This window comes from Mesorhizobium sp. M6A.T.Ce.TU.016.01.1.1 (assembly GCF_003997065.1).
Lineage (GTDB): Bacteria > Pseudomonadota > Alphaproteobacteria > Rhizobiales > Rhizobiaceae > Mesorhizobium > Mesorhizobium mediterraneum.
Genome location: NZ_RZTJ01000026.1, coordinates 1 through 12340, shown reverse-complemented (window position 1 = coordinate 12340; position 12340 = coordinate 1). Strand labels below are relative to the sequence as shown.

The window sequence follows — 12340 nt, the reverse complement described above, 5'->3', positions numbered from 1 at the left end:
ATGTCATGCATCTTCACGGCGTTGATGATGCGGGTGAAATCCTCGGCCCCTGCGATGACGAGGACGACGATTTCGACGGCAAGCTCAATCGCATGATCATGGTTGTCGATGATGCCGGCCGCTGCATCGGCTGCGGAGCCTGCGGCCGCGTCTGCCCCAAGAACTGCCAGACGCATGTTGCGGCCGACGAGCTCGCAACATGATCTGGCGAAAACCAGGAGAACGGCGTTGCACTTCATCTTTTTGTCGGCTCGTGGGGCTGGTCCTGTGCAGCAATGCGTCGATGGTTTACTTCGCTTTGGATTCGCTCCGTGTGGCAGTCGTCACGACGCTGGCCTGTTCGCTGCTGCTTCAGGCCGGCTACTTCGGCTGCGTGCTCTTTTTCGCGGACGTCGATGATCTGTAGAACTGCTCATTCGCTCCGCAGAGGGCCGGCGAATCCAATCTCTTCCTAAGCCCGTTGGCCGTAATCGAAAGACACGGGGCCGGCGAGTTCGTGCTCAGCTGCCACTGTGCTAGCAAGGGAACGGAATCCAATCCCGGAGCAGATGGCCAGAGTTGAGCGAAGACTGCGGTCGGAGCTCCTGCGCTTCCGGGTCTCCAAGGGGACGACTTTGCGAACCGAAGGGACTTTGAACCGTTGACGTGGCCGGCGTGCGGTAGGTTGGGCCAGCGACAGGGATCCCAGCCGGCCGGGAAGCACCGCCCTCTCAATGTGCGTTGACTTCGCTTCCTTTGGCGAAATGTGGGTAACGGCGAGGGCCGCACTCTTCCCGGGCCGTCGACATTCCCGCCCTTTTGGTGCGTGCGCCGTTAGGCGCGACAATTCGGTGCCCGCGTGTAACTGCGCATTCGCCGAAGCTTAGACGTGGTGCATTCCCGCTCGCCCGTTTGGCGGACAGTTCCGGCCGTGCTGGTTTTGCCGGCCTAACGCCCGCCGCTCGTCACTGCCACACCCCTCTCCGGCAACGGCTCGGCGCATCGCGCAAGCCGGTTTAGCGATCAGGCCAGGCCCTTCGCGAGTTCCAACGCCTGCCGTTCGAAGAGGCGGCGGTAAATGCCACCATCGAGATTGATCAGGGCGGCATGATCGCCGTCCTCCACGATGCGGCCACGGTCGAAGACGAGCAGCCGATCGAGCGAGCGGACCGTCGACAGCCGGTGTGCGATGACGAGTGTGGTTCGGCCCACCATCAACCGATCCACCGCTTGTTGAATGAGCACCTCGGATTCCGAATCGAGGCTCGATGTGGCCTCGTCCAGAATAAGGATCGGCGCGTTCGCGAGGAAGGCGCGCGCGATCGCCACGCGCTGGCGCTCGCCGCCGGAGAGCTTCAAACCCCTTTCGCCGACCAATGTCCCATAGCCCTTCGGCAGGGGCGCGATGAATTCGTGGGCACTTGCCAGTCGTGCCGCTTGCTCGATCTCGGCCTGGCTCGCGCCAGGCCGGCCATAGGCGATGTTCTCGGCAAGCGACCTGTGAAACAGGATCGGCTCCTGCTGCACGATCGCGATCTGCGAACGAAGGGACTCTTGGGTCACCTCGGAGACGTCCTGACCGTCTATCAGGATCCGGCCGCCGCTCAGGTCGTAGAGTCTCTGGATCAGCTTCACGAATGTTGTCTTGCCGGAACCGGAGGGTCCAACCAACCCAACCCTTTCGCCAGCTTCAATCGACAGCGAACATTCGCTATAGAGCGGCAGGGGATGGTTGGCGTAGCGGAAGTGGACGTTCTCGAAATCGATACGGCCGTTCGTGATCCGGATCGGCTTGGCCTCTGGACGATCGGCAACATCCACCTGCTGATTGTGGATGGCCACCAGTTCTTCCATATCATTAACCGAGTGCTGCACGTTGCGGACATGCATGCCGGCATCACGCAGATAGCCCTGCAGGACGATGAAGGACGTGAGAACATATGCTATCTCGCCCGGCGTTGCCTGTCCATGCGACCACAGAAGCAGGGCATATCCGACCACCGCCACCCTGAGCGCAACCAAAGTTACGCCTTGGGTTGAGCCGATGATCGTTCCGCGCACCCAGCTCCGGCGCGCGCGGTGCCGCCATTTCGTCATGATATTTGCAAGCCGCTCGTCTTCGCGAACCTCTGCGCCGAAGCCCTTGACCACAGCGTTGCAACTGACCGCGTCCGCAAGCGTGCCGCTGAGCCTTGTGTCCCATCGGTTGGCAAGGCTCGCCGCTGGCGCGACATAGCCGAGCGACAGCGAAATCGAAAACGCAAGGTAGACGAGAGAGCCGCAAGCAAAGATCACGCCCATGACCGGCCAGTGCCAGCCGAGCAGCACCGTCGAGCCGATCAAGATGACAAACGACGGGAGCAGCGTGACGAGCATCGTGCTGTTGAGGAGGTCGAGCGCCCACATGCCGCGCGTTATCTTGCGCACTGTCGAGCCGGCGAAGCTGTTTGCATGCCAGTCTGTTGAAAAGCGCTGCACATGATGGAACGCTTCGGTCGCGACATCGGAATCATTTTCAACACCAAGTCGTTCAGGCCAATTAAGGCGACGTGGCGCATGGCAATGGAACCGAGTGCCAATGCAATCGGTACAGAGAATGCTACAACAGCTGCCGAAGCTGGTGCTGCCGCATTAGCAGCACGAGAAACAGCGTCGATAAGTCGGCCAGAATAGAGCGGCATCAACACGTCAGCCAGCGTGGAGGCGAGCATCGCGGTCATGATGATCGCGAGCCGGGCCGGCTGCCGGCTCCAGTGGCGGACAGTGAAGGCGAAAACGTCGCGACCAGTGGCGCCGCGTCCATGGACGGGTAAACGTTTCATAGTTTCCAAGCGGGCGCATCAACACGCTCGGTCCCAAAGACGTTAAAAGACAAAACTGGAATCTCGACCTCCCCCATAACAGCATCAATTTTGGCGGGCAGCTCCTGCCGCCTCACGACGGTGATGTTCAAAAGTCGTGCCAACTGAGCGGGAACGTCCGAAGGACAAATTCAGCAGGTTACCGAGCCTGGAGAAAGTCAGCCGCGATTCAGTCGAATACTATTGCTTCGGCTGCCCAACTCGGGAGATTGGAAAAGAAGGTCGATGTATCGATTGAATTCTAACTTGTTCTTGCCTCGATCAAATAAGTACAGGCAATGCAGCTCTCTCAGGCCCGAGACTTAGGCGCTGATTTCAAAAGCGCGCCGCGAATACTTTCCTGCCCATATTCCGTCAATCGAATGCTCGACTGTCGGATCGTGCGCTCCCCGACACAGTGCTGTTCGGTTCGCCTCCTGGGTACCTCCCCAGTCGATTGACAACCTGAAGAAGAAGCTTCGCTCGCAAGCTGGCACGACTCTTGAAGGTACTCCAGGTGGCGGAAGGAACTCCGGCTCGGTCCCGTTGACTTCGCATGTTGCGAGGCTGGGCTGGAGCAAACTTTGCACCAATGAGAACGCAATGAAGGAGGCATCATGGAACTCCCGCGGGTGGAGTTAGACCTATTCCTCGAGATGACTGATGATATCGCTCAATCCGAACAGTTGTTCGAACGGATGTCTGCGTTTGCGCTGAAGTTCGATTGCCCGTGGATTGCCTATGGCCCGCTCGCATCAAAACAGGGGGTTTTCAAGCCGAACCGAGAGGGTTCTGTGATGATGTGGAATTATCCTGCTGAATGGCAGGAGCGCTACTCGAGAATGGGCTATGCCAAAATAGACCCACTCATCAAGAAAGGTCGAAAGGAGGCGAGGCCCTTTCGATGGAGCGAGGTGTATAACGATGAAAGCATAACTGAAGATGGACGCCGCGTCTTGGACGAAGCAGCAACATTCGGCTTGAGGTCAGGCGTTACCGTCCCATTACATGGCCCTGGTGACAGCTTTAGGTTTGTGAGTTTTGCTCAATCCTCGGACTGCGAATTGCAGAATAGAACGATCGCCTACCTGCAAACGGCCGCGCTGCGGTTTCATCTGATGGTTACGAAGTTCGACACTACGACTGCGTCGGAACGAGTACATAACCTGTCTCAGAGAGAAATACAGTGCATTGATTGGGTGTCGAAAGGAAAATCGTCATGGGAAATAGGAACTATTTTAGGCAGATCACGAAATACGATAGATTTCCATTTAAAAAATGTAATGCGGAAGTTGGATGCGACCAGCAGAACGGTAGCTGTTGTAAAAGCTTTGAAACTTGGGATTATCCAACCGCCGTAGGTGCGCAGCTAGTTCTCCGCCCGTAGTAGCGCGCGTGATAGCCGAGACGCTCCGGCGTGCGCTCGCTCTTCGAAGCACCCAGCGCCTCGTCCATCTCGGCCTCGAGCACCTCCTGCATCACGGCGCGAATCACCTCGTGCAATCCATCCGGGTTCGAAAGCAAAATGTCGTTGACGCTGCTATGGCGGATTTATCTTCAGGCTTGGTCCTGGTGGCGATGCTGAGTTCGCTTCGCTGAGATTGGGCGGTCATGACAGGGTGGTGTTCAATGTCACCGATTCCTGGAAGAAACTACCATCCGTATTAAGCGACTGACGATGAGTGATGTGTGTCCAAAATCTGACAGCCGTCAGAAAACATGTCGGGTTCAATACAGCGGAGCGTCTTAGCCCTGTCGGGCTTTTCGAAGCCTATCTCGCAGTAACTGCGCGCCAGGCGCACTAGCTCGGCCTTTGCTGGTCGATGTGCGGCAATATAGTGTGAGGGCTGACCCGCATGAGAACACGGAACTCGCTCGATGAAGGATGATCGACGGCATCCAGAAAGCTTCTCTCCGGCGGGTTCGAGGGTGCTGCGCGCGCATCTCGGCGACGGGCCAGCGACCAACGGTTGAGGCTACATCTCCGGAGCGAGTGATGCCTCGAAAGATGCAATGCTGTCTCTGGTCCGAGGCGCTGGAAGTTTGTGAAGGGTCGGCCCGGCAAATCGGTGAACCGGGCGGCTTAGGCTGCCAAAAAGGGTAGATGTCTGCGTTGCCTCGGTAGATCAGCAGGCGGTATCAGAAAGCCAAAGGCACACGCACACCATCGTGGCGCTTCGCAGGAAGTAGATGGGAGTAATCACCAGTGATTTTACCGGAACTTCGCTCAGCAAACACAGCCGGCAGGGTTTTGGAGATAACGACGACCACGGGATGTGTCGTAGGATGTTCCCTCTATGGATTTTGAACGGCGTCACGTATTGGCATTAGTCCGTTCTGTTTGAAAAGCCAGTTTTTAGCGAAATCGTCGACCCATGAATGGAGCGGATGGTTTTCTGCTTTGCAGGATGTGTGAATTCGCCGACCCAAGCGACCGGACCTGAGTGGATGCCGGCCGAGAGGGCGTGCCTGGCAATGCGGATGGCCCACGACAAATGCACCTGCCCGCGACGCCATCGTATTTTCACGATGCGCCAGCATGATCCCGTAGGCGTTGCAGTGGGCCTCGAGCACTTCGGAGACGAGCTCATCGAAAGGTCTTCGCCTTCCAACGAGCTTGTCGGCCTGCCTGCCTTGAGGTAACGCCGATCACAGTTCAACCTCGGTCGGGCGGAAATAGCGTTCGTGGATCCCGATCAGAGCTTTTGATTGCTTACTCACGGCCCACCTCGACGTCAACGCCGTCACGCTCCCAGTCGATCTCCTTTTCGACTCGCCTGAAGGCAGCAGCCCCAGCTGCGGCCGGGGGATGGTTGCCGTCGCGGTAGTGGACGTTCTCGAAACCGAGGCGGCCCTTCGCCAGCGTCTCCCGGTTGCTTCCCCCTGGCCTAGAACGAGCTATCCGTCAAGGGCGCCGACGGCGGCCCCGTGCAGCCCGAGGTTGAAGGGCGAATATTGATGACCGCCGCGAAGCCGCTCGCCCGCTACGGCGCTATTGAGGAGCGCGCTCGCGAGCGGCTTCTCGCTACCGCCGAGCTACACAACCTCTGGCGACGCGACCCTGCTAATCGTCCTTGGACCCATTCATTGTCCGGAGGCGCTATGGGTAGCGATGGGTGGGTACGTCAACTACCTGATGCCATAGTATCGGTGCTTTCGCGGAAGCTTTAGAAGCCATCTTGTTGCAGCACATTCTCCGAAGGCGTCTGAATGGAGGGCAACGCTATTAACAATAGTCGATGAGGATCCCAGCAACAAATCTGCCTCCGGCATCCTGCTTCAATGTTAAGCGACGAACATCTGCCGCAAACCACTAGCCATTAAACAGCTCTCTTCTTTGAACGCCTATGTGCAGAGGACTTAATATGGACACCGACGCTTTCACGCCTCATGAATCTAACGTTCGTCGTTATTGCCGGGCGTTCCCCACCGTCTTTACGAAGGCCCTTGGGGCGACGATCTGGGACGAGACGGGTAAGCCCTTTATCGATTTCCTGGTGGGTTCCGGCGCACTCAACTACGGGCACAACAATCCGGATATTATGGCGCCAGCGATTGAATATCTCGTCGGGGAGAACATTCTTCTGTCGCTTGATATGCATACGGCGGCAAAGCGTGACTTCATTCAAGGGTTCGTCGATTGGATCCTGAAACCCAGAGGCCTTTCGTATAAGATTCAGTTTCCTGGGCCGACCGGCACGAACGCCAACGAAGCGGCGCTCGCGCTGGCGCGAAAATACACCGGCCGCTCGAGCGTCATGGCCTTTACGAATGCGTTCCACGGCATGTCGCTCGGCTCTCTAGCGGTGTCGGGCTCGGCCTCAACCAGGGAACTGGGAGGCGTTGCTCGCCACGATGTGATCCGTGTTCCCTATGACGGTTATCCGAACCAAGCATTCGATTCCGCCAGTTACATCGACAGCGTTTTGAGCGACCCGGGGAGCGGCATAGAAAAGCCTGCCGCAATCATTCTGGAGACCATCCAGGCAGAAGGCGGCATGAACGCCGCATCCGCAGCTTGGCTCACGGAAATTCAGCGCATTTGCCGCACGCACGGCATTGTTTTTATCGTCGACGATATTCAGGCGGGTGCGGGCCGAACTGGCGATTTCTTTTCATTCGAGTCCGCAAAAATCGAACCGGACATTGTGTGTCTTTCCAAGTCCCTAAGCGGTTCAGGTAGTCCGTTGTCCATCGTTCTGATTCGACCCGACTTGGACATATGGAAGCCCGGAGAACATAGCGGGACCTTCAGAGGCAACAATTTCGCCTTCGTGACGGCAGGAGCCATGTGCAAGCTGTGGTCGGATAGAAAATTTACTGCAGGTATCGAGCGGACAGCCGTCAGGCTGCAAACGCACCTCGATCGCCTCGTTGCGAAATTTCCCAGATACATCGAACAAAAGCGCGGGCGCGGCCTGATGGCCGGCCTGAAATGCCGTTCACCGGCAGTTGTCGGCCGCGTGCACGATGTCGCGTTCGAAAACGGCCTGCTCATCGAATCCTCAGGGCCAAATCGCGACGTTATCAAAGTTCTCCCGCCGATAACCATCTCCGATGCCGAACTTGATCTTGGCATCACCATCCTTGATCACGCACTACAGGAGCAAGACAATGCCTAGCCAGAAATCTCAAGTGCCAGCCATCTCTCCGGTTTCGATCAGAGAACGGATCGGCTCTATCAACACGGCGGAAATCATCTCGGTCCTGAAAGGTGAGCTCACCGCTCTGCACATCAAGCAAGCTTTCAGCACCGAAGTAGCCGAGAAAATCACCACGAACTTTGTTGGTAGTGCCGGTCTCAAGGAGCGTAACGATGGTGTGCCCGGACAATATGTCGGCGCATCTCACTACAGGAAGGATGCGGCCAGCTATTTCGCAGACGCCGAAAAGGCGCGACCGCACGTCGAGGCCCTTTTTGAGAATTTGGTTGACCCGGTCCGAGCAATATTCGGCGCGTTGAAGCGAGAGCTTCACAACAAGGGCATTGAATTGAGGCTGGCGCGTTCAGAACACGGTCAGGCCAATGTCTGTCGCGCCCTCAGTTGGTCTGGTACCGGCACGTTTTCCTTGGCCCCCCACGACGATGTCGCTCAAGTCCTATGTGCCGGGAACGATTATGAGCTTTCTGCGGTGGCGCACAACACCGTCGCAGCATTCAACTTCTATCCCAGCATTCCCGAAGAAGGTGGCAATCTGCGGCTCTGGAGCCATAAGCCGACAGTCATCGACCGAAAGTCGCAGGGTGTGGAGACCACAGGATATCCCTATTCGGCAGCTTATCTCGAGGCCGTACCTTGCCGCGACTTCCAGCTCAAGGCTGGGGATATCGCCCTAATCGATGGCGGCTTCGTCCACGGGGTTACCGGTCAATCAGGCGACGGAAAGCGTCGCCTGGTGCTGAATTGCTTTTTTGGATTTGCCCGGCCGGATCTTGTTCTCTGGTGGACCTAACCTTGGATACCCCCAGCGACTGCTCCTGCCGGCAGTTCGCCGTCTCTCGATCAACTTCAGGACTGTTTATCCACAGCATTTTCCAGGGGCGATCACATCACGTTTAGATCGGTGGCTAGAGCTCCTAGCGGAGATCTTGGATCGAGACGAAGAAGGGAGAGAAAATTGCTGAAGATGAAAAGGTCATCCCGCCCATCGAGAGATGGTGACGGCAGCGGCGCGCGCCAGGGAAAGGCGCAGGCATGATCCCGACGCTTGAAAGCGAACGCCTAGTGCTGCGTGGCTGGCGCAAGGAGGACTTTCCCGCTCATGCGGCCTTCTACGCGGACCACAAGCGTATGCGCTACGTGGCCTGTTTGCCGTCCATCTCAATGAAACCCGTTCCGTCATTGGGCGTGTGGGGCCTGTGGCACCCCTCCTATCGCGAGCCGGAGCTCGCTTGGAGCCTCTACGCCGGTTTCGGCGGCCGCAGGCTATCACCCGCGACGGCATCGTCATTCAGGGGAGGAGCGCTGGCGAGGTACCGCACTTGCCACGGCCGACTTGCGGCCCGACTTGTTTTGCGCCGTACTCGCCGAAGTTCCACTCGCCGACATCCTTGATGTCGAAATGGATTTCACTATGCCATTGAGACAGCGGAGTCCGGAGATCCCCATATCGCCCCAGGAGTATCGGCACTTACGCAGCTACGACCCATACTACAATCTCAGCACCGTTCGCCAGCGTCCGCCGACGCCGACCCCGCGCTCGACGACGGCCAGGTGCTCCATTGCCAGCCCGCCCGCTACGTGGCACAGCGCCGGTCCTGCGTGACCGATCGCGACCCCGAGCTAGTCTTCCGAATGCGGATGGTGGGCGGTCACAGCGGTGCCTCACATGGGTCTGGTATAGCCGAGGAAGCAGCATTTCGCATGTTGGGCACTTGACCAGCTCCGACGATCGAGCAACTGAGCAGAAAGCGCAATTCCTGACGACGTGGTCAGAACCGACCCTGTTGTCGCTGTTGATTATGCAGAACCTCGGGCCGCAAACCTCTGCGGTCTTGGGGAGACTGGCTCTCAAGGGGTCGACGTCGCGAGCGCCGTTCGTCATGAGAACGGCAGTATCAAAGATACCTGATCTCGAATGTTGGATGAATAGCGACTTTCAGACCGGGAGCCACAAGGGGTGGCACTTCCGATGCGGACCGACTCTTGTGTGGTCAGCGGCGCTCACCTATTCTCGCTGCCGGGCTTAGCTGCATCTCGCCGCGAGATGATCACGATATAAACACTGCATTTGACGCATACAGCCGTGACAGACAATTGTGTCTGGCTATACCCAGAAACTGAGCGGCAGCTTAAAATGCCGATCGGAAGCGATCTGTTGCTAAGCGGAACCCGTTAACAAACAACTATGAGGTGAGATATGGCGGCGATATCCCAAGAGATTCCTCTGACGGGTGTCCCTTTCCCGAGATCGGAGTACGAGCGCCGACAGCTTGGGGTACTGGAGGCGGTGGTAAGCGCCAAGTTGGACGCCCTCGTGGTAACTGCCCATGGTCATCTTCGGTATCTCAGCGGATATGATGGAAGCGGCGGATATTTCGCGCCGTTTCCTTTGATTCTGGTGCCGGGTCGGCCGCCGACCTATGTCGTTCGAAAATACGACGAGCATGCCGTTCGTGCGTATTGCTGCATTGACGAGATCGTTACTTATACCCAACAGCACGATTTTGGGAGAGTTTGCGCCGACGTCCTTCGCCGGCTTGGCCTGCAAAGCAAGCGGGTCGGTTTTGAGCTCGGCTGTTGGAACCTCGCACCGGCTGATGTTAGTGCGATTCAGGCGCAGCTTCCCGATTTAAAGATCTCCGATGCGAGTCGGCTGATTTCTTCGGTAGCGGCGGTAAAGAGCGAGGTAGAACTCGAGTGCATGCGCGATGCGATGCATATGACGGACTTGGCCGTACGAACATTCCAGAGTTCCTTAAGGGCGGGTGTTACCGAACTGGAAATGGTCGCGAAGATGGTGGCGGCGGTCCAAGCAGACGTCAGCAACATTGGCGGCGAAATTGGACTATCTCCCTCAATGACGATTCTGTTCGGCGAGCGCACGAAGTTGCCCCATGGCCCCGCAACGCACCACGCGATTCGCAACAACGAGCCTGCCTTTCTAGAAATAGGTGCATCAAAACACGGGTACGCCGCCGGCATCGTCCGGTGCGCCGTGCTTGGCCGACATCAGGAGTCAGAGTCCCTGCACGCCTTGGCCGAGGAGGTCATTGAGACCCTCATTGCCGCTATCAAGCCGGGTACCACCGCGGCCGCCGTAGACGCAGCGGGCCGCGAGGTGCTGGAGCGTTCTGGACGCAAGGATGTTTTTCGCCAGCGAACAGGATATATTACCGGCATTTATTGGACTGAACGAGGGAATTTGAGCTTGGAGCCAGGCGTGGAAGATATCCTTAAGCCCGGCATGACATTGCACATGCCAAATATTTTGCGCAGCGAAAATGGCTACTTAATTGGAGCGGGCGCCCAGATCTTAGTGACCGAGCACGGTAGTGAAGTGCTGAGCAAGGTGCCACACACGCTTCATCTTGCCTGATGTTTTTGGAAGGCGCGCGGCCTCAAGGGCGTCGAGCTGGTCGTATCCGACGATCATGCCGGCCTAGTCGCAGCGATCCGCGAGGTGATCCCGGAAGCGGCATGGCAGCGCTGCTGTTGATGCACCCTCTGAATCTCGCTGACGAGACTTAACGAGGGCATCCGGCGGTTCTGACACCAAGACCGCCGTTGTCTCGGATCAAAATGGGGGAAACCGGCTTCTCAACAGCCCCTACGTACACTTCCTCAGGAACGCGCTCGATCACCTGCCGAGAAAGCAGCGACGATTGCCTGCAGGAACTGCGCTGGCTCCACGACCGGCGCGGTTTCGCCGAGGCCAAGGCCGATTTCGCCGCATGGCTTTCCAAATGGTCGGCCCGCTACCCACGACTGACGGCATGGGTGGAGGAGACCATCGAGTACGCGCAGACCTTCTTTCGTCTGCCACGCCAGCACCATAAGCATCTCAAGAGCACCAACATGCTTGAACGGCTCAACGAGGAAATCCGACGGCGCACCTATGTCGTGCGCATCTTTCCAAACTCGCAGAGCTGCCCGAGCCTCGTCAGGGCGCTGGCCGTCGAAAAAACGAAACTGAATGGAGGCTGACGTTGCCCCTTTGGCTTATCCGGCCAATGTCGGCTTCCACAAGAACGAGCGCGCCGCCCAACTGGTTCGTCAAAGGGGCGCCTGGCTCCTGTTCCTGCCGCCATACTCGCCCGATCTCAACCCCATCGCCAACTCAAAACTCAAGGCGCGGCTGCGAAAGAAGGCGGCCAGAACTTTCGGCGCTCTCTGCGAGGCTCTCGGCGATATCTGCCACCTGTTCGAGCCAAATGAATGCAGAAACTTCTTCAAGGCCGCCGGATATGCGGCCAATTAATCGCGACACGCTTGGGTTAGAACGTAAGCGCACGGGACGCCGGCATCGAGCGCCGCCTCGACCATGCGCGCGCCATCTTCGGCTTGGTCGCAAACTCGACCGTCTCCGGGATCGACGCCTTGGCACATCGCGCCCGATCTTTTGTCCAGCTCTCCGGCCGATAAAGGCGACGATCGACCAGCGCTTGGCCGTAGCGGCTCGCGTAAGCCAAGAACACGCCGATCTGGCTGTTCTCGATCCGCCCCGCCGTTCCCGAGTACTGACGCGCGACACCGGCGGAACGATCGCCCTTCTTCACAAATCCCGTCTCGGTCGACGATCAGGACGCCATCCTCATCGCCCAACGCCTCCACCACATAATCGCGAACCTCGTCTCGAAGCCGATCCGCGTCCCAGTGGCTGCGCCCCCAACAGCGACTGCATCCGATAGGGCCGCTCCGCTCCGGACTGCTCAGCCGTCTTGCGCTCAATGCCGGAAAGAAGGCCGTCAAGGAAATCTGCGCCCGTCTCCCGCAGTTCACGACGAGGAAGCACCCGCCCCACCCGCGCTTTCAGCGTCGTGAGCTCCTGCTCCCAAGCCAAAAACGAACCCTGACCAC

General features: G+C 58.0%; 6 protein-coding genes and 6 pseudogenes. 9 read left to right on the top strand and 3 right to left on the bottom strand.

Translation table 11 applies throughout. The features are described from left to right. Positions 1-203 (top strand): 4Fe-4S binding protein (locus EOC94_RS29200; protein WP_185928348.1); only part of this gene is annotated, 203 nt, incomplete at its 5' end. Beyond that, on the top strand, positions 200-406 hold the full coding sequence (locus EOC94_RS29195; protein ID WP_095489408.1) for an exopolysaccharide production repressor protein: 207 nt from the start codon (positions 200-202) through the stop codon (positions 404-406). The genes EOC94_RS29200 and EOC94_RS29195, both read left to right, overlap by 4 nt. 596 nt (positions 407-1002) lie before the next feature. Here EOC94_RS29195 and EOC94_RS29190 read toward each other — a convergent pair. Next, positions 1003-2801: pseudogene (locus EOC94_RS29190) on the bottom strand (ABC transporter ATP-binding protein). 635 nt (positions 2802-3436) lie between these two features. On the opposite strand from EOC94_RS29190, the gene EOC94_RS29185 reads away from it, so the two are divergent. Continuing rightward, on the top strand, positions 3437-4180 hold the full coding sequence (locus tag EOC94_RS29185; RefSeq protein WP_127294952.1) for a LuxR family transcriptional regulator: 744 nt from the start codon (positions 3437-3439) through the stop codon (positions 4178-4180). Between the two features lie 16 nt (positions 4181-4196). Here the strand turns inward: EOC94_RS29185 and EOC94_RS29180 are convergent. Next, positions 4197-4432, bottom strand: a pseudogene (locus EOC94_RS29180) (transposase); the annotation flags it as partial. A gap of 1752 nt (positions 4433-6184) precedes the next feature. On the opposite strand from EOC94_RS29180, the gene ectB reads away from it, so the two are divergent. The 6 genes and pseudogenes from ectB to EOC94_RS29145 all read left to right on the top strand — a co-directional run. After that, positions 6185-7441 carry a diaminobutyrate--2-oxoglutarate transaminase gene (gene ectB / locus EOC94_RS29175; RefSeq protein WP_127294950.1) on the top strand — a complete coding sequence of 419 codons (1257 nt, stop codon included), beginning with the start codon at positions 6185-6187 and terminating at the stop codon, positions 7439-7441. Continuing rightward, positions 7434-8273, top strand: coding sequence for a hypothetical protein (locus EOC94_RS29170; RefSeq protein ID WP_127294948.1), 840 nt, complete (start codon positions 7434-7436; stop codon positions 8271-8273). The genes ectB and EOC94_RS29170 overlap by 8 nt, the downstream gene beginning before the upstream one ends. Positions 8274-9680: 1407 nt before the next feature. Next, positions 9681-10859 carry a Xaa-Pro peptidase family protein gene (locus EOC94_RS29160; protein WP_127294946.1) on the top strand — a complete coding sequence of 393 codons (1179 nt, stop codon included), beginning with the start codon at positions 9681-9683 and terminating at the stop codon, positions 10857-10859. 12 nt (positions 10860-10871) lie between these two features. Beyond that, positions 10872-10973: pseudogene (locus EOC94_RS35185) on the top strand (transposase); the annotation flags it as partial. A gap of 118 nt (positions 10974-11091) precedes the next feature. Further along, positions 11092-11467: pseudogene (locus EOC94_RS35180) on the top strand (transposase); the annotation flags it as partial. A gap of 25 nt (positions 11468-11492) precedes the next feature. Continuing rightward, positions 11493-11741: pseudogene (locus EOC94_RS29145) on the top strand (transposase); the annotation flags it as partial. Between the two features lie 32 nt (positions 11742-11773). Here the strand turns inward: EOC94_RS29145 and EOC94_RS34840 are convergent. Next, positions 11774-12236, bottom strand: a pseudogene (locus EOC94_RS34840) (IS701 family transposase); the annotation flags it as partial. Positions 12237-12340: the final 104 nt, after the last annotated feature.

What these genes read in the sequence shown, in the direction of transcription:
- EOC94_RS29195 (WP_095489408.1), top strand. Translation starts at nt 200, where the DNA reads ATGATCTGGCGAAAACCAGGAGAACGGCGTTGCACTTCATCTTTTTGT.
- EOC94_RS29185 (WP_127294952.1), top strand. Translation starts at nt 3,437, where the DNA reads ATGGAACTCCCGCGGGTGGAGTTAGACCTATTCCTCGAGATGACTGAT.
- ectB (WP_127294950.1), top strand. Translation starts at nt 6,185, where the DNA reads ATGGACACCGACGCTTTCACGCCTCATGAATCTAACGTTCGTCGTTAT.
- EOC94_RS29170 (WP_127294948.1), top strand. Translation starts at nt 7,434, where the DNA reads ATGCCTAGCCAGAAATCTCAAGTGCCAGCCATCTCTCCGGTTTCGATC.
- EOC94_RS29160 (WP_127294946.1), top strand. Translation starts at nt 9,681, where the DNA reads ATGGCGGCGATATCCCAAGAGATTCCTCTGACGGGTGTCCCTTTCCCG.